This window comes from Hymenobacter sp. PAMC 26628, assembly GCF_001562275.1.
Classification (GTDB): Bacteria; Bacteroidota; Bacteroidia; order Cytophagales; family Hymenobacteraceae; genus Hymenobacter.
The window spans coordinates 1,776,501-1,794,405 of sequence record NZ_CP014304.1 but is presented as its reverse complement, the minus strand read 5'-3'; the positions used below and the strand labels follow the sequence as shown (position 1 = coordinate 1,794,405).

The 17,905-nt window shown below is 64.8% G+C and carries 13 protein-coding genes; 10 read left to right on the top strand and 3 right to left on the bottom strand.

Annotated features, from left to right (window positions below; translation table 11 throughout):
* Positions 1-61: 61 nt before the first annotated feature.
* From AXW84_RS07930 to AXW84_RS07905, 6 genes are all read left to right on the top strand, one after another.
* Complete coding sequence (locus AXW84_RS07930) at positions 62-2,044, top strand: M28 family peptidase (RefSeq protein ID WP_068231093.1); 1,983 nt, start codon at positions 62-64, stop codon at positions 2,042-2,044.
* A gap of 177 nt (positions 2,045-2,221) precedes the next feature.
* Positions 2,222-3,703 carry a histidine--tRNA ligase gene (hisS, locus tag AXW84_RS07925; RefSeq protein ID WP_068231090.1) on the top strand — a complete coding sequence of 494 codons (1,482 nt, stop codon included), beginning with the start codon at positions 2,222-2,224 and terminating at the stop codon, positions 3,701-3,703.
* Between the two features lie 31 nt (positions 3,704-3,734).
* Positions 3,735-4,514 (top strand): SDR family NAD(P)-dependent oxidoreductase, encoded by a 780-nt coding sequence (locus tag AXW84_RS07920; RefSeq protein WP_204248435.1) that lies wholly within the window; start codon positions 3,735-3,737, stop codon positions 4,512-4,514.
* Positions 4,515-4,655: 141 nt separating this feature from the next.
* On the top strand, positions 4,656-5,756 hold the full coding sequence (locus AXW84_RS07915; protein ID WP_068231086.1) for an aromatic amino acid lyase: 1,101 nt from the start codon (positions 4,656-4,658) through the stop codon (positions 5,754-5,756).
* A 31-nt stretch (positions 5,757-5,787) separates the two neighbouring features.
* Entirely contained in the window at positions 5,788-7,797 is a 2,010-nt protein-coding gene (locus AXW84_RS26300) for a gliding motility-associated C-terminal domain-containing protein (RefSeq protein WP_068231083.1), read from the top strand.
* Positions 7,798-8,023: 226 nt separating this feature from the next.
* Positions 8,024-8,620: a TlpA family protein disulfide reductase gene (locus AXW84_RS07905; RefSeq protein ID WP_071891115.1), complete on the top strand. Its 597-nt coding sequence runs from the start codon at positions 8,024-8,026 to the stop codon at positions 8,618-8,620.
* Positions 8,621-8,692: 72 nt separating this feature from the next.
* On the opposite strand, the gene AXW84_RS07900 is transcribed toward AXW84_RS07905, so the two are convergent.
* Complete coding sequence (locus AXW84_RS07900; protein ID WP_068231080.1) at positions 8,693-9,589, bottom strand: SMP-30/gluconolactonase/LRE family protein; 897 nt, start codon at positions 9,587-9,589, stop codon at positions 8,693-8,695.
* A gap of 202 nt (positions 9,590-9,791) precedes the next feature.
* On the opposite strand from AXW84_RS07900, the gene AXW84_RS07895 reads away from it, so the two are divergent.
* From AXW84_RS07895 to AXW84_RS07885, 3 genes are all read left to right on the top strand, one after another.
* Complete coding sequence (locus tag AXW84_RS07895) at positions 9,792-10,130, top strand: YbaB/EbfC family nucleoid-associated protein (protein WP_068231077.1); 339 nt, start codon at positions 9,792-9,794, stop codon at positions 10,128-10,130.
* Between the two features lie 4 nt (positions 10,131-10,134).
* Positions 10,135-11,193: a glycosyltransferase family 2 protein gene (locus AXW84_RS07890; RefSeq protein ID WP_236943280.1), complete on the top strand. Its 1,059-nt coding sequence runs from the start codon at positions 10,135-10,137 to the stop codon at positions 11,191-11,193.
* Between the two features lie 330 nt (positions 11,194-11,523).
* The gene (locus tag AXW84_RS07885) at positions 11,524-11,973 is read left to right on the top strand and encodes a hypothetical protein (protein WP_068231074.1); all 450 of its coding nucleotides are present in this window, start codon (positions 11,524-11,526) and stop codon (positions 11,971-11,973) included.
* Between the two features lie 54 nt (positions 11,974-12,027).
* On the opposite strand, the gene dnaG is transcribed toward AXW84_RS07885, so the two are convergent.
* Both dnaG and AXW84_RS26195 read right to left on the bottom strand, forming a co-directional pair.
* Entirely contained in the window at positions 12,028-14,091 is a 2,064-nt protein-coding gene (gene dnaG / locus AXW84_RS07880; RefSeq protein ID WP_068231072.1) for a DNA primase, read from the bottom strand.
* A gap of 225 nt (positions 14,092-14,316) precedes the next feature.
* Complete coding sequence (locus tag AXW84_RS26195) at positions 14,317-14,445, bottom strand: hypothetical protein (protein ID WP_257722081.1); 129 nt, start codon at positions 14,443-14,445, stop codon at positions 14,317-14,319.
* Between the two features lie 235 nt (positions 14,446-14,680).
* Between AXW84_RS26195 and AXW84_RS07875 the strand changes: the two genes are divergently transcribed.
* On the top strand, positions 14,681-17,656 hold the full coding sequence (locus AXW84_RS07875) for a leucine--tRNA ligase (RefSeq protein ID WP_068231069.1): 2,976 nt from the start codon (positions 14,681-14,683) through the stop codon (positions 17,654-17,656).
* Positions 17,657-17,905: the final 249 nt, after the last annotated feature.

Below are 17,905 nucleotides of genomic sequence, written 5' to 3'. Positions count from 1 at the left end.
CGCCTTTTGCGTAAGTCCTAAAATCAATTCTTCTCACCCTTTTATTCCGCGCACCCCTCGCATGCAAGCAACCTTTACCTACTGCGCCTTGGCAGCCGGCCTGCTGGCCCTGGCGGCTACTACGCCGGCCATGGCTCAGTCGACTGCCCCCGACGGGCCTACCAAAATCAAGACCAAGCACAAGCGCGGCCAGGAAACTGCCCCGGCAGCAACGGCGACCAGTGTGGCCGCCGCCCCTACCCCCACCGACTACTCGCTGCCCTACGCCGCCAGCATCACGCCCGACGGCCTGAAGCAAGACCTTTCGGTACTGGCCTCCGATGCCTACGAAGGTCGCGAAACGGGCAAGAAAGGCCAGAAAATGGCCGCCGACTACCTCGCCAAGGCATTTGCGGCCGATGGATTGACGGGCCCCGTTGCCGGGTCCGACAATCCCTACCTCCAGCATTTCGATATGACTCGCATGAGCTTGGACGCCCCGGCCAGCGTGCTGAAAGTGGGCCCCAAGACCTACCAGGGCAACAAGGACTTCTACGCCATTGTCACCGATGCGTTTGCGGTGCCGGTTACCCTGAAGCCGGTGTTTGTGGGCTACGGCATTAAGGAAGAAAAGTATTCGGACTTTGCCACCGCCGCCGACTACAAAGGCAAAGACGTGGTGCTGCTGCTGGGCGAGCCCCTGAACGCGAAGGGCCAGTCGCTGCTGGGCGCCGACGGCAAACCCAGCCCCTACGCCCCCGCCGACTATGCTGGTTTAGTCAGCCGACAAGGCGCGCTGGCCCCACTCGGGGCCCGTTCCTTCACGCTGATTATGCCGACGGCGGCGTCTTTGGCAGCAGTGCCCCAGGCGTTTGGGCAAGTGCTTGGCATTGACCAGCTCTCGTTTGTGGGCAAAAAGCAGCAGGACGGGCCGAACTTTTTCTTTGTTTCGCCCGAGCTGGGCGCCCAGATACTGGGCACCACCCCGGCTGGCCTGGCGCAGTATCGCAAAGCCGTGGCCAAGTCTGGCAAGCCGGTTGCTTCGTCCTTCAAGCCCGCGCCAGTCGAGGCAAAGGCCGTGCTACGCAACGAGCCCTTCACCACCGAAAACGTGCTGGGCTACCTCGAAGGCAGCGATAAAAAAGACGAAGTCATTGTAGTGTCGGCCCACTACGACCACCTGGGCATCAAGTACGGCGAGGTGTACAATGGCGCCGACGACGACGGCTCGGGCACGGTGAGCGTGCTGGCCATGGCCCGCGCCTTCGCCCAGGCCAAAAAAGACGGCCATGGCCCGCGCCGCAGCCTCTTATTCTTGGCCAACACTGGCGAGGAAGAGGGAGCGCTGGGCTCGCAGTATTACACCGACCACCCCGTGTTCCCACTGGCTAACACCGTGACGGACCTCAACATCGACATGGTGGGCCGCGTGGATAGCCTGCACCAAGGCAAGGGCGACTACGTGTACCTGGTCGGCGACGACCGGCTCAGCACCGAACTGCACACCTTGAGCGAAGCCACTAATCAGCAGTACAACCCGGTGGCTCTCGACTACAAATACAACGACCCCAACGACCCCGAGCGCGTTTACTACCGCTCCGACCACTACAACTTCGCTAAGCACAATGTACCCGTCATCTTCTACTACAGCGGCATGCATCCCCAGTGGCACCAAGCCACCGACGACGTGGCCCTGATTGACTTTCCGGCCATGGCCCGGCGCGACCAACTCATCTTCCACACCGCCTGGGCCGTGGCCAACCGCGACCAGCGCATTATGGTTGATGAGAAGTACCGCACCACGGGCTTTGTGCCTACTCCCGCCGACCTCGACCGCTACGCGGGTACCTACGCCAGCCCCCAGATACCGCTGAAGATTACGTTTGCCAAAGACGGTACTACCCTTAAGGCCCAGGCCACCGGCCAGCCCGCTTTCTCCATAGAGCCCGTGAGCCAGGGCGTTTTTAAGTTCGACCAAGCGGGCATTCGCGCCGCGTTTGACCTGGCTAAGCCGACATTCGTGCTCCAGCAGGGGGGCAAGGAATTTACGTTCACAAAGGAATAGCCGGCTGGGTACCTCCTGGTACAGGAGCTTTGGCCCCGAAAACACGCGCGGCCGACTGCGTGCGCGCTAGGCAGGTGGGCCAGCGCGGGCCGGTTCACGCCCAGCCGCGGCCGCCCCAACTTTCGACGTGGGCGCACCAAGCCCGCGCTACCCGGGAGCCCTACCTTTGCGGCCGTAATGGAAAAACCCAGCATCCCGCAAGGCACCCGCGATTTTGGCCCGGCCCAGGTGGCCCGCCGCCAGCACATTTTTGGCGTCATCCGCCGCACGTTCGAGCAGTTTGGCTACGCGCCCATCGAAACGCCGACCCTGGAAAACCTCTCGGTGCTGACGGGCAAGTACGGCGACGAGGGCGACCAGCTCCTGTTTAAAGTGCTGAACTCGGGCAACTTCCTGGTGAAGGAACGGCGCGGCGAAATTACCCCGCTCGTGACGGCCGACGACCTCGCCCAGGGCCCCCGTGCCGTGCTGCCCAAAATCGCCGAGAAGGGCCTGCGCTACGACCTCACCGTGCCCTTCGCCCGCTACGTGGCCATGAACCGGGCCGCCCTCACCTTCCCCTTCAAGCGCTACCAGATGCAGCCCGTGTGGCGCGCCGACCGCCCCCAGCGCGGCCGCTACCGCGAGTTTTGGCAGTGCGACGCCGACGTGGTGGGCACCGACTCGCTGCTCTGCGAAGCCGAAATTGTGCTGATGATGGCCCAGGTGCTCAACGGGTTGGGCCTGGTGGACTTCACCATCAAAATCAATCATCGCGGGGTGCTGCGCAACATTTACCAGGCGCTGGGCGGCGAGGGCAAAGAGACAGACTTGTTCGTGGCCATCGACAAGCTCGACAAAATCGGGCGCGACGGCGTGAGCAAGGAGCTGCTCGAAAAAGGCTTTACGGCCCCCACCATCGACACGCTGTTCGAGCTGCTGACGGTGGGCGGTGGCTACGCCAAGAAGCTCCAGCGCCTGCTGGTCGGCTTCGTGACGGCCGGCGTGGAGCCCGACGGCCAGCGCCCGGGCCCCAACGAGCCCACCGACGAAGCCGACGATTCGCAGGATGCCTACTACCGGGGCCTCAACGAGTTGGCCGCCGTGCGCGACCTGCTGCAAGCCTCCGGCTTTGCCCAGTTCGACCGGCTGGAGTTTGACCCCACGCTGGCCCGGGGCCTCTCCTACTACACGGGCTGCATTTTTGAGGTAAAAATCAACAACGTGGCGATGGGCAGCGTGAGCGGCGGCGGGCGCTACGACAACCTCACCGGGGCCTTCGGGCTGCCGGATGTGTCGGGCGTGGGCTTCTCCTTCGGCGTGGACCGGCTCTACGACTGCCTGGAGGAGCTGGAGCTGTTCCCGGCCGGCACCGGTACCCTCACCCGGGTGCTGCTGGCGCAGTTCGACGCGGCCTCGCTGGCCGCCGGCCTGCCGCTGCTGGCCCAGCTGCGCGCCGCCGGCGTGCCCGCCGAACTGTACCCCGACGCGGCCAAGCTCAAAAAACAGTTCCAGTACGCCGACCAGAAAGGCATCCCGTACCTGCTGCTGGCGGGCCCCGACGAGCGCGCCGCCGGCCAGGTGAAGCTGCGCGACATGCGCGCCGGCCAGGAGCAGCTGCTCTCGGTGGCCGAAGCCGTGGCCGTGCTGGCCCAGGAAGTAACCCCTAGGTCCTTGTGATTTTGTACTACCACTCAAACGCATCGCCTACGTGACGAAGGACTTAATGGGTAAGCGGGCACTGGTTACCGGCGCTTCCAGCGGCCTGGGGCTGGCCATGGCGCGGGCCCTGGCCGCGGCCGGGGCAACGGTCGTCGCCACGGCCCGGGGCCCCGAGCGGCTCGCGCAGGCCCGGGCCCAGCTGCACGGCGAAGGCCTGGACGTGCAGGTACTGGAACTGGACGTGCGCGACGAGGTCTCCATCGCGGCGGCCGTGCAATGGGTGGGCACGCACTGGGGTGGCCTGGATTTGCTGGTGAACAACGCCGGCATTGGGATGCGCACCGTGAACCCCGATTTTCTGACCCGGCCGCAGCCGTTTTACGAAGTGAGCGCCGAAGGATTTCGCGACCTCGTGGACACGAACCTAACGGGGTACTTCCTGGTAGCCAAGGCCTTCGTGCCGCTGTTTTTGCAGCAGCAGCGGGGCAAGATTGTGAACATCTCGATGAACCACGAAACCATGCGCCGCCGCGGCTTCGTACCCTACGGGCCGTCGCGGGCGGGGGCCGAGTCGCTGTCGCTCATCATGGCCGAAGACCTGCGCGAACACGGCATCGACGTGAACATGCTGCTGCCCGGCGGGGCCACCGATACCGGCATGATTCCCGACGCGGCGAAGGCGAAAATTGCTGGCCAGTTTCAACTGCTGAGCCCCGATGTAATGGCCGAACCAATTGTATTTCTGGCCGCCGATGCCAGCAACGGCATTACGGGCCAGCGCATCGTCGCCACCGAATTCGCGGCCTGGAAAGCCCACCTCACCTCGTAGCAGAAACCGCGGCTGGGCGGCAAACGCCGCCCGTCGGGTGCGCCGCTGCCGAAGCCCGTGCGCCGCTGGCTCCGCTGGAGGGGGCACTGGCCCCGGCCATTCAGTAGCGAACGGCTACCGCCCCACTTCACCAGCCATTCCATGTCCGCCCATCTCCTCACGCCCGGCGCCCCGCTCACCCTTAGCACCTTGGCCGAGCTGCGGGCCAGCGGCGAAACCGTGGCCCTGGGCCCCGAAGCAGCCGCCCGCTTCGCCCCCGCCGGGGCCCCCGCCGCCGAGCCCGAGCTGGCCGCCCTGCGAGCCCAGGCCTGCGGCACGGGCCCCGAAGCGCCCCAGCCCCTGGTGCGCCTGATGCTGCTGCTGGCCGCGCAACAGGCCGTCAACCAACCCACTGGCCTGCCCCGCCCCACGGTTGAGCGCCTGCTGGCCATGTACAACCGTGAGCTTTTGCCGGTGGTGTTCGAGCAAGGCGGCGACGACGCGGCCCGGGCCCACCTGGCCCTGCCGCTGCTGGGCGAGGGCGAAATCAATTACCAGGGCTACCGCCTGGCCACGGCCGACGCGTTCAGCCTGTTCAGCTGGGAGCCGCTGGCCCTGCGCGCCGGCGAGGCGGAGGCCCTGCGGCGCGGGGCCCCCTTCGCTTTGGCCTACGCCGTGGATGCGCTACTACGCGCCCGGCACCTGGCGCGGGCCGCGGCGGCCGTGCGGGTCCTGTTAGCGCCAGCCGAAACGGTCGAAGAAACGGCATTCCAAACCGTACTGAACGCGGCGGAGCAAGCCGTGACTGGGGCCCTAGGCGGTCAAGAATCGGCCCCGCTGGCCCCCGCGCTGGGGCAATTGGTGGCGGCCGCGGCGGCGCTGGGCCAGGCAGCCGCGACCCGCGCGGCGCAGTATGTGGCGGGGCCGGGGCTCGGTGCGGCCGCGCTGGGCTTGGCGAAACATACCGCTACCAGCAGTCAGCTAGTGGCCGCGGAATCCGATGCCTACGCTGCTTTACGCACCCGCCAAGTAGTGGAAAACGCCGAGCAGCTGCTGGGCGTGGAGCTGCTGGCGGCGGCTGGGGCCCCGGCGGTGGAGCTTGTAGCGGGGGCCACTAGCCCGGGCGAAATGCTGTTGGCGGCCTTCCGGGCGGCGGTGCCCGGCGGGGGCCCCGGAGCGGCTCCGTACCCGGCGCTGCGGCAGGCGGCGGCGTTCGTGCGCCGCTACGCGTGGCCCGTGGCCGGCTCGAACGGTGTGCAGTAGCACGGGGGCCCGCCGGCGCGTATTTTTGGGCATGAAGCTGACGCTCCCCGGTTTATTTTTCCTTTTACTAATGGGCCTGACGTGGGGCCTGGCGCCTGCACGGGCCCAAGCCCAGAACTGCGCCCAGCCTCCGCCCACCGACTGCAACGGCGTGCCGTTTGCCGTCGTCGATGCCGCCACCGGGCAGGAGGTGCAGGCGCTGTGCGTGGGCAAGGCGGTGCGCTTTGTGCCCTGCGCCAGCCGCGCCGTATCGCCCGATCTGACGTATTATACGGCCCTGCCGGGCACCAACGTGTACCCGCCCAGCTGCCTGATTTCGCCCACCGGGGCCAGCACCGTGTACCGCTACACGCCCACCGCGCCGGGCCCCGTCACCATCTCCGAAAACGCCAACACCACGCTGGCCAACGGCGGCGTCATCGGCACGTTTTACACCCGCGTGCTCACGGCCTACGCCACCGTGCCGCCGCCGTTCGCCATCGCCCCCTGCCCCGCCGGCGTGGCCCTGGTCACGGTGACGGATGCCGTGTACGACCGCTACACCGTGCGCGCCGGCAGTGGGCCCGAGGTGCCCGTGCTGCGGCGCAACCTGCCGCAGGTGGTGGCGCTGGCCGGGGCTACTACCGTCACGGTCACGGGCTACTACAACTTGGTGGGGCCCTGCACCAGCTCCAATACCCAAACCATCCCCACCCTAGCGGCCGCCCAGGCCCCCGCCCTGAACACCCTGACGCTGAGCGCCCCCGCGCCCAACGGCGAGCTGAGCCTGGCCGTGGGCCAGCTGCCGGCCGGCTACCTCTACAGCTTGCAGCGGGCCCCGGCCGGTACCGCTGGCCCGTTCCAAAACGTGGCCGACGTGCCGCCGGGCAGCACCAGTGTTGCCCTGCCCAACGCCGTGGCCGGCGGCTACCGCCTGCTGCGCACCGACTACTGCCAAACCGCCACCGTCGCCTCGGCCACCCGCTACACCCTGGGCCTGGCGGTGGCCTCGGCGCAGGGCCGCAACCAGCTGCTGTTAACCAACGCCAACCCTAGCCCGGGGCCCTACGCCGTGACGCGCAACGGCGTGGCCATCACCAATCTGACTCCCATCAACGGCGGACTGGAGGACCCCAACGTGGTGTGCGGCACCCGCTACACCTACCGCGTGAGCACCGACGGCGGGGCCGTGCTGTCCAACGAAGCCAGCCTGGTGGCCACCTCCAACGTGGCCCCGCCCACGCCCCGCCTCGTGGCCAGCTTCAACCTGCAAAACCGGCCGACGCTCACCCCCAGCCTGCCCGGGGGCCCCGTGCCGGCCGGGGGCACGCTGCACTACCGCCGCCTGCCCAGCGCGGGCCCCGTTTCCGATTTCCTCACGGCCACCACCGGGCGCACCGTCACCGACTCGACCGGCGCGGCGACGCTCACCGCCGTGTGCTACTCGCTGCGCCTCACCGACTTGTGCGGCAACACCTCGGCCGAAAGCGGCGTGGCCTGCCCGAGCATCCTCACCGCCCAGGCCCTCGACGACGACGCCACCGCCGTGGGCCTGAGCTGGTCAGCCTTCAGCGGCCCCGACCCCAGCCAGCCCGCCGCCTACGCCCTCCAAACCCTGGCCCCCGACGGCACAGCGCTGGCCACGGCCGCCCCCACCACCGCCCTCAGCACCACCGATGCCCAGCCGCCGGCCGACCGCCAGGTGCTGCGCTACCGCCTGCAAATCAGCGGGGCCGGCATCCCGGCGGGCACGTTCAGCTACTCCAGCGTGGCGCAGGTGCCGCGCCGCGCCCGCCTGCTGCTGCCTAACGCCTTCACCCCCAACGGCGACGGGCTGAACGACGTGTTTGAAGTGAAAGGCCGGTTTTTGGAAAATTTCGTGCTGATCGTCGTTGACCGCAACGGCCAGCAGGTGTTCCGCGCCACTGACCGCGCCAGCACCTGGGACGGTACCACCAACGGCCATGCGCCCGTGAACGGCGTGTACGTGTGGCGCTTCGAGCAAACCGACGAAACCGGCCAAACCTTACGCCAAACCGGCACCGTCACGATTTTAAAGTAAGGCGCTATCCGACAGGGCTGTCGTACTGAATGCTGTGAAGCGCCTTATCACCGCCGAACGACTTGTACTACCCTGATAAGATGCTTCACGGCGTTCAGCACGACAGCCCCTATTCGGCAGGCCCATAAGTAGCGCAGTCGCTGCGAATCCACGCGTTGCGCCGCCAGCACCTTTTTCCGCCCGTTCAACGCGCTGACTCGCAGCGTCCACGCTACTCCCCGTTGCCATGTCTTTCCTGCAACGCCACCGTGCCAACCTCACCCAAGGCCTGCTTTGGGGCAGCCTGGCCGTGATGTTTTTTACTGACCTCAAGGCGCCCGTGGTGGGCACGCTGCAACGGGGCTTGCTAGCTACCGGGCTTTGGCGGCCTACGTTGCCCGCCGACCAGCCCGCCCATGCCGGGGCCCCCAGGCCGCTGCCCGACGCGCCGCTCTACACCCTCGACGGCCGCCCCACCAACCTGCGCCGCTTCGCCGGTAAAGTGGTGGTGCTGAACCTGTGGGCCAGCTGGTGCCCGCCGTGCCGCGCCGAAATGCCCGCCCTCCAACACCTGTACGGCCAGGTAGACACTGCCCGCGTGGCCTTCGTGATGGTATCGCTCGACGAGAATCCCACCCGGGCCCGCCGCGTGGTGGAGCAGGCTGGCTACACGTTCCCGGTGTTTTTCCCGGCCGCGCCGCTGCCCAAAGTGTTCGACACGAAATCCATCCCCACCACCTTCGTGCTGGGCGCCGACGGCACCGTGGCCGTGCGCCACGAAGGCATGGCCGACTACGACACGGCCGAATTCCGCGCCTACTTGCAGCAGCTGGCCAGCCAGTAGCGTGGCTGCTGCGAGTTCGCGCGTGCTAACACGTTCATCGCGCGGACTCGCAGCGTCCACGCTACTACCGTTTTACCGCAAGCCTTTTACCCGTAGGGGCAGCGTGTACACGGCTTCGGAGGCGGTGATGAACAAGGTTTTCAGGTCTTTGCCGGCGAAGCACACGTTGCCGGTCCAGGCCCCGGGCACGTCGATGTGGGCAATTTTCTGGCCCTGGGCGCTGTACACCGTTACGCCCTGGCCGGTGAGGTAGAGGTTGCCTTTGCTATCAAGGGCCATGCCGTCCGAGCCCTGTGCCACAAATAGTTGGCGGTTGCTAAGGCGGCCGCCGGGGCCAATTTGGTAGCGGTACGTTTTGTTGGCTTCGATGTCGGCCACGAATAGCTGGCGGCCATCGGGCGTGCCCACGAGGCCGTTGGGCTGGCGCAGCTGGTCGGCGGCCAGCACCGGCGCGGGGGCCCCGGGGGCCAGGTAGTACACGTTTTGGGCAGTCAGGTCGGGGGCCGTGCGCGCCCAGTAGTCGCGCTGGTAATAGGGGTCGGTGAAGTAGATGCCGCCGCCTTTGGGGTTCACCCACAGGTCGTTGGGCCCGTTGAAATGGTGCCGCTCAAAGCCGTCGGCCAGCACCGTCACCTTGCCGGCGGGGCTGATGGACCAGAGCTGGTTTTGGGCATCGGCGCAGGCCAGCAGGTTGCCTTTGGCGTCAAAATCGAGCCCGTTGGCCCGGCCCGAGGGCGAGAGAAACACCGTTAGCTGGCCATCGGTGCTGTACTTCCAGATTTTGTCGTTGGGCTGGTCGGTGAAGAACACGTTGCCGGCGTGGTCCACCGCGGGGCCCTCGGTGAATTTGAACTGCTTGGCTACCAGCGTGAGGCGTGCGCCGGGAGCCGCCACGGCCTGGGCGTTAGGCGCGGGGTACACGGTATCGGCCACGGCCAGGGCCCCGGCCAGCAAGAAAGAAACCATCATGGCAAAAAGTAGTTGAAGCAGCAAATAAACCCGTTTACGGGGCGGGGCATCGGCTGGCTGCTGCGGCTACCTTTACGCTCCGCGCCCGGCGGGGCACTTATTGGGCCTCCCGCGGGTATATACGGGCGGGCCCCGGCGCTGCCGGAACGTCCACCTTTTTTTCAAAACAAGGCCTACACGGGCTTACCAACGACTTTTTGCTATGGCATTCGACATGATGGGGATGATGGGCAAGGTGAAGGAGCTGCAAGAAAAAATGCAGCAGGCCCAACAAGAAATGCAACACCTCACCGCCACCGGCGAGGCCGGCGGCGGCCTGGTGCGCGCCACCGCCAACGGCGAGCGCAAGCTCCTGAAAATTGAAATCGACGACAGCTTGCTCACCGTGCAGGACCGCGACATGCTGGCCGACCTTGTGGTGGCCGCCGCCAACAAGGCCCTGGAGGCGGCCGGCGAGCAGGCCCGCCAGGAAATGCAGCGCAAAACCAGCGGCCTGATGCCCAACATCCCCGGCCTCGACCTGGGCAACTTCGGCGTTTGAGCCCTTGGCGGCGAACCAACCTTTTCCCGGCCGGGCCGGGGCGTGCGCCGATGTGGCCATTGTGGTGCTGAACTGGAACGGCGCAGATTTCCTGCGCCGTTTTTTGCCCGGCGTGGTGGCGCACGCCGACGGGGCCCGGGTGGTGGTGGCCGACAACGCCAGTACCGACGATTCGGTGGCGCTGCTGGCCCGTGACTTCCCCACGGTGGAGCTGCTGCTGCTGGAGCGCAACTTCGGCTTTTGCGACGGCTACAACCACGCCCTGGCGCTGGTCGATAGCCCGTACTACGTGCTGCTAAATTCCGACGTGGCCGTAACGGCTGGCTGGCTGCGGCCTTTGCGCGCCCTACTGGAGGCACACCCAGGCATCGCCGCCGTGCAGCCCAAAATCCTGGCCCACGCCGACCCCACGCGGTTCGAGTACGCCGGCGGCGGCGGCGGCTACCTCGACCGGCTGGCCTACCCCTTCTGCCGCGGCCGCTTGTTCGACACCACCGAAGTGGACGCCGGCCAGTACGACGACGCGCGCCCCGTGGCCTGGGCCAGCGGGGCCTGCTGCCTGGTGCGGGCCAGCGCCTGGCGCGCATTGGGCGGCTTCGAGCCCGCGTTTTTTGCCCACATGGAGGAAATCGACTTTTGCTGGCGCCTCCAAAACGCGGGCCACGAGGTGTGGTACCACGGCGGCAGCGCCGTGCACCACGTGGGCGGCGGCACGCTGGCCAAAACCAACCCCCGCAAAACCTACCTCAACTTCCGCAACGGCTTGGCGCTGCTCTACAAAAACGCGGCCCCAGGCGAGCTCATGGGGCCCCTAGCCCAGCGCCTGGTGCTGGATTGGGTGGCCGGCCTGCGCTTTCTGGCGGGCGGCCACCTGGCCGACGCCCGCGCCGTGGCCCGGGCTCACTGGCACTTCTTTCAAAAGCGCGCGTACTGGCGCGCCCGCCGCGCCGCCGCGGGGCCCCACCTGCGCGTGGCGCAGCGCCCGGGGGCCTGGGCTGGCAGCGTGGTGTGGGCCTATTTCGCCCGCGGCAAGCGCCGGTTTGCTGAGTTGGGCCTGCGTTAGCCAGCTCCGGCCGGGCTGGTGATAATAGGGCCCAAGAGGTCGCCTTCGTTAGCAATAAATTTATATTGCATGGGGAATTATTTATTTTATAACCTTGAAGGCAGTCAGGGTTAATACAATTTATTAGGCCACCAATTCGTATTTAAAATTATTTTTCGCTTTATTTACTTAAAATAGTTTTATTTTTATTCTCTGTGCCATTACGCGAGTCGACTTGCACTTTTACTTTTTTCTAGATTTGATATATTCGGCATTGGCTGGTTCGTTCCTACCGCTAGGTATCCGCTTATTTTTCGATTCAAGATTTTACCACGTTATACTATTCCCGCTATGATTGCGCGTTTTATCTCTTGCACCTGCTTCGTGGCGGTTTGCATCGTGTGGGCGGGCCCGGCCCGGGCGCAGGCGCAGCCGGCCGCTCCGGTTGCCTCCGCTGCGTCGGCCGGAGCCCCGGCTAACGTTACCCTAACCGGCCGCATCGACACGCCCAAGGGGCCCTTGGGCGGCGCCGTGGTGCGGCTGGTGCGCACCAAGCAAACCTGCGCTACCAACGCGGACGGCCTCTTTTTCTTCATCGTGCCGGCCGATGCGGGGCCCGTGGCCGCCGTAGCCGCCTACGATGGCGCGGCTGAGGTACCGTTCACCATGCAACCCGGCGGCCCGCTGACCGTGGTAAACATGGCCCCTGCCAAACTTACCAGAGCCAACCAGAAGCAGCTCAACGCCCGCATCAAGCGCGCGCACCGCGAAACCAAACGCTCGCTGAAACAACTCAAGTAGCGCGGTTTGCGGTTAGGGCCCCCACGCGGCGCTTCAGGCGCGGGGCCCCAAAGCCTAAGCGCCGCGCGGAATAACCGTGCCCAGCAGCGCCGCCAGCTGGTTGTCGAGTTGCTTCAAGTCCTTGATGGCGCGCAGGTTCTCGAACAGCTCGGCGTCGTCAAGCATGGGTTGGCGCAGGGTTTCGAGGCGGCGGTTCAGCTCGCGCTGCACGTGGCATTTGTTGAGGCGCAGCACGGCGTTGTCGCAGGCCACTTTGGGCATGTCCACTTCGTTGAAGACGTAGATTTCCTTCACCCGCCAGTTGGGGCTGATGTCGTAGCGCTCGGTGGCCAGGTCCGACACCAGCAGGCGGATGTCGGTCCGCGCGTGCTGGCCCAGCTGCCGCGCCTCGGGGAAGCGGCCGGCCAGCAGCTCCTCGCGGCACAGGGCCCACAGCTCGGCGTAGAGCGGCGTTTTGAACGGCTCCTCCTCCAGCTGGCCCAGCAGGTACTGGGCCACGCTCACGTCGGTGTCCACTTCGCGCGCGGCGTAGAGCACCAGCAGGCGCAGCACTTCGCGCTCACAGGCTTGCAGCAGGTCGGTTTGGGCAGCATCTTCGTCAGTCTCCGTGGGCGCGGCTGGCGATGTCGCGGCGGGGGCCCCGGGCTCGAAGGCGCCGTACATGGCGGCTTCGGCTTCCTCCTCAGCCGTGAGGGCGCGGGTGGCGGCCACCGGCGGGGCGGGGCGCCCATTGCCGCTGCTACTGCCGCCGCTGGGGGCCCCACCCTCGGCCGGGCGGGGGGCCCCGGCGGCGGGCTTCACCAGCTTGTTGTACTCGGTGATGAGCACCTGTTCGTCAATGCCGAACGCGGCCGACGTTTGCTGCAAAAACACCTGGCGCTTGATGGCGTCGGGCACCTTGGCGATGCTGGTGAGCACCTGCCGGATGGCCTCGGCCTTCTTCACCGGGTCGCCGGCCGCGTCGCGGGCCACCAGCGTGGTTTTGAAGGTGATGAAGTCCTGGCTGCTCTTTTCGATGTACTCGGCGAAGCGCTGGTCGCCCACCTTGCGGATGTAGCTGTCGGGGTCGTCGCCGTCGGGGAACAGCACGACGCGCACGTTCAGGCCGCCTTCGAGCAGCAGGTCGGTGCCGCGCAGGCTGGCCTTGATGCCGGCCGCGTCGCCGTCGTAGAGCACCGTCACGTTGTCGGAATACCGCTTGATGAGCCGGATTTGGCCCTCGGTGAGCGACGTGCCCGACGAGGCCACCACGTTTTTGATGCCGCCCTGGTAGAGGCTCAGCACGTCGAGGTAGCCTTCCACGAGGTAGCACACCTCCTCCTGCCGGATGGCCTGGCGCGCCTGGAACAGCCCGTAGAGCACGTCCGACTTGTGGTAAATCTCCGACTCGGGCGAGTTGAGGTACTTCGCCATCTTGTCGTCGCGCTTCAGGGTGCGGGCCCCGAAGCCCACCACGCGGCCCGAAATGTTGTGAATCGGGAACATGACGCGGCCCCGGAACCGGTCGTAGCGCCGGCCGGTGTCGTGCCCCTGGTCGTCTTCGCGCTTGATGACGAGGCCGGTTTTTTCGAGGTATTTCAGCTCATAGCCGGCCGCGGTGGCGCTTTTCAGCAGGTCCTCCCACTGGTCGAGCGAGTAGCCCAGCTCGAAGGTTTGGATGGTGGCCAGGTTCAGGCCGCGCTCCTTGAGGTAGCCGTAGCCCACGCTCATGCCTTCCTCGGTGTTTTGGAGCAGGCGGTGGTAGTGGTCTTTGGCCCAGCTCGACACGATGAACTGTGAGTCGCGCTCGTTCTGCACCAACTGCTCTTGGGGCGTTTTTTCCTCCTCCTGAACGGTAATGGCGTACTTCTTGGCCAGGTACTTCAGGGCCTCCACGTAGGAGGTGCCTTCCACGTCCATCACGAACTGCACCACGCCGCCGGCCTTGCCGCAGCCGAAGCATTTGTACAACCCCTTGGCGGGGTTGACGGAAAACGACGGCGACTTTTCGTTGTGGAACGGGCACGGAGCCCACAGGTTCTGGCCCTTGCGCTTGAGCTGCACAAAGTCGCCGACGACTTCCACGATGTCGGCGGTTTGAATTATTTGGTCAACGAGTTCTTTGGGGATGCGGGCCATGAACGGTGGGCAGGGTCATTAATTAAGCTGGCCCGGCCCTGCAAAGTTCGGCCAGCTGTGGCTACTGGCCAGACGCGGCACTCAATGTATCGCTCAGTCAGGCAGTCAATGGCAGAGCCTCAAGGCCTTCCTAAAAATATTTGCATCTTTGCGCAACTCCATGTGGCTGGGCCCACGTTACAGCCCCAAGCGGGAAGGGCGCGAACCCTCCCCGCCGGCTACTGGTTAGTGGTACAGCAGCACGTAAGTACCGCCGGCCAGCACTAGCCACCGACCAAGCCGCAACAGCAGCTTAACCGGGAGCCTGACGACGATTACTACGTAATCATCGCCGTCGTTTGGTTTTTTCTCCATGAGTTTCGAACTTTATGGGGAGAAAGAATCACCCACTTCGAAGCCCGTGGTCTGCCAACCACGGGCTTCGCTCGTTTCAGCCGAAGCCGAGAAGCGATGCCGTGGCGGCGGGAGACTACCGCACAGTGGAGCAAAACTACGCCTGGGAAGGCCAGCAGCGTGCAGTCCCGCCGCGTTTGTGTTTCGTCCCCTAAGCGAAGGCGTTACCTTTGCCGGAATTACCAACGCCAAGCCAATGCCCGCCTACCGTCCCGAAGAGATTGAAAAAAAGTGGCAAGCCCACTGGAAAACGCACCAGACCTTCAAGGCCGACAACCACTCCAGCAAGCCCAAGTACTACGTGCTCGACATGTTCCCGTACCCCTCGGGGGCGGGGCTGCACGTGGGGCACCCGCTGGGCTACATCGCCTCCGACATCGTGGCCCGCTACCAGCGCCTGCAGGGCCGCAACGTGCTGCACCCCATGGGGTTCGACTCGTTTGGCCTGCCCGCCGAGCAGTACGCCATCCAGACCGGCCAGCACCCGGCCGTGACGACGGAGCAGAACATTGAAACATACATCCGGCAGCTCCAGCAGCTGGGCTTCAGCTACGACTGGAGCCGCGAGGTGCGCACCTCCGACCCGCAGTACTACAAGTGGACGCAGTGGATTTTCCTCCAGCTGTTCAATAGCTGGTACAACCTGGATACCGACCAGGCCGAGCACATCCGCACCTTGCAGGCCAAGTTTGCCGAAGGCGGCAGCGCGGGCATCCGCGCGGCGGGCGGCGATGAAGAGCGGCACGAGTTTTCGGCCGGCCAGTGGCAGAGCTTCACCGAGAAGCAGAAGCTCGCCGCCATCCTTCCCTACCGCCTGGCCTACCAGCAGGACACCTACGTGAACTGGTGCCCGGCGCTGGGCACGGTGCTCAGCAACGACGAGGTGAAGGACGGCCTTTCGGAGCGCGGCGGCTACCCCGTCGAGCGCCGCCTGATGCCGCAGTGGAACCTGCGCATCACCGCCTACGCCGACCGCCTACTCCAGGGCCTCAACGCCCTGGACTGGCCCGACGCCGTGAAGGAGATGCAGCGCAACTGGATTGGCAAGAGCATTGGGGCCGAGGTTACCTTCCCGGTGCAGGGCCACGAAGGCACTGACATTAAGGTGTATACCACGCGGGTTGACACCATCTACGGCGCTACGTTCCTGGTGCTGGCCCCCGAGCACGAGCTAGTGGACCAGCTCACCACGCCCGGCCAGCGCGCCGCCGTGGACGAGTACATCGCCGCCACCAAGCGCCGCTCGGAGCGCGACCGCATGGCCGACGTGAAGGCCGTGTCGGGCGTGTTCACGGGGGCCTACGCTGCCAACCCCGTGGATGGGGCCCCCGTGCCCATCTGGCTCGCCGACTACGTGCTGGCCGGCTACGGCACCGGCGCGGTGATGGCCGTGCCCAGCGGCGACCAGCGCGACTACCTCTTCGCCAAGCACTTCGACCTGCCCATCCCGGCCATTTCGGACGCCCAAAAGGACCTCCACCAGCAGGCCGACCCCACCAAGGAAGGCCGCTACATCAACTCGGGCATCGTCAACGGCCTCACTTACAAGGAGGCCACCACCACGCTCATCGCCTTTTTAGAGGAAAAAGGTCTCGGCAAGGGCAAGACCAATTTCCGCCTGCGCGACGCCATTTTCGGCCGCCAGCGCTACTGGGGCGAGCCCATTCCGGTGTATTACAAGGACGGCACCGCCTACGGCGTGGCCGAAGCCGACCTGCCGCTCGTGCTCCCCGAAATCGACGAGTACAAGCCCACCGAGCACGGCGAGCCGCCCCTGGGCCGCGCCACCGACTGGAAGTACCGCGGCCAGCACGAGTTCGAGCTGAGCACCATGCCCGGCTGGGCCGGCTCGAGCTGGTACTACCTCCGCTACATGGACCCCGAAAACGCCGACCGTTTCGTGGGCGAAGAAGCCGAGAAATACTGGGGCCAAGTGGACCTCTACATGGGCGGCGCCGAGCACGCCACCGGCCACCTGCTCTACTCCCGCTTCTGGTACCTGTTTCTGAAGGATTTGGGCCTGGTAACGGGCACCGAGCCGTTCCAGAAACTAATTAATCAGGGGATGATTTTGGGCCGGTCAAATTTCGTGTATCGGCTGAATGTCAGTTGGCATAAACACGGTAAAGACGGCAGTTCTGAGCAATTAATTAGCCCGCCAGTTTTTGTGTCAAAAAATCTGCTTGACAGGTGGATTGCTAATAATTATGAATTTTCAGGAACAGATTGGTTGATATGGAAACCGGTATTGAATAAAATCGGAGATAGTTTTTCCAGTCCAGCAGAGACATTCACATACAATGAAGGCATGCAAACTATGAAGTTTGACACTAATGCCTTTTACACTCCGCTCCACGTTGATGTGAGTATTGTTCATAATGATGTACTCGACACAGAAGCATTCAAGAAATGGCGTCCCGATTATGCTAAGTCAGAATTTATTTTTGAGGAAGACGGACGTTATGTCTGCGGCTCGGAAGTCGAGAAGATGTCGAAGGCCAAATTTAACGTTGTCAATCCCGACGTTTTGGTGGCTCAATACGGCGCGGATGCGCTGCGGCTGTACGAAATGTTCCTGGGGCCCCTGGAGCAGTTCAAGCCCTGGAATACCAACGGCATCAGCGGCGTGGGCAGCTTCCTCAAGAAGTTCTGGCGCCTGTTCCACCCCGAGGATGGGGCCCTGGCCGTGACGGACGAGCCCGCCGCGCCCGCCGAGCTGAAGGCCCTGCACCGCGTCATCCAAAAGGTGGCGCACGACATTGAGAAGTTCAGCTTCAACACCTGCGTCAGCACCTTCATGATTGCCGTGAACGAGCTGACGGCCCTCGGCACCCACAAGCGCGCCATCCTGGAGCCGCTCACGCTGCTGCTCTCCCCCTTCGCCCCGCACCTGGCCGAGGAGCTGTGGGCCGAGTTGGGCCACGCGCCCGGCAGCATCAGCCAGGCCGCGTACCCCGAGTTCCGCGAGGAATTCCTGGTGGAAGCCAACGTAACCTACCCCGTGGCCATCAACGGCAAAGTGCGCGACCAGCGCCAGTTCGCCGCCACCGCTACCGCCGCCGAAATCGAAACCGCCATCCGCGAATCGGACTTCCTCACCCGCTTCGGCGAAGGCAAAGCCGTGAAGAAAGTAGTAGTAGTCCCCGGCCGCATGGTGAACGTGGTGGTGTAATTATTAATTATTACACAGTTTATCATGCTGAGCTTGCGAAGCATCTTATCACAAAGCTGTTTAGGAAGTCAGGAAATTCAAAATTGAACGTCATGCTGAGCTTGTCGAAGCATCTCTACCGCAGCAGCAATTAATAAATTAGTCAGCGGTAGAGATGCTTCGACAAGCTCAGCATGACGTTCTAAGGGCTTTTTAAACAGCTTCCGCATTGAAACGGCAACCGTGCAACCGTGATAAGATGCTTCGCAG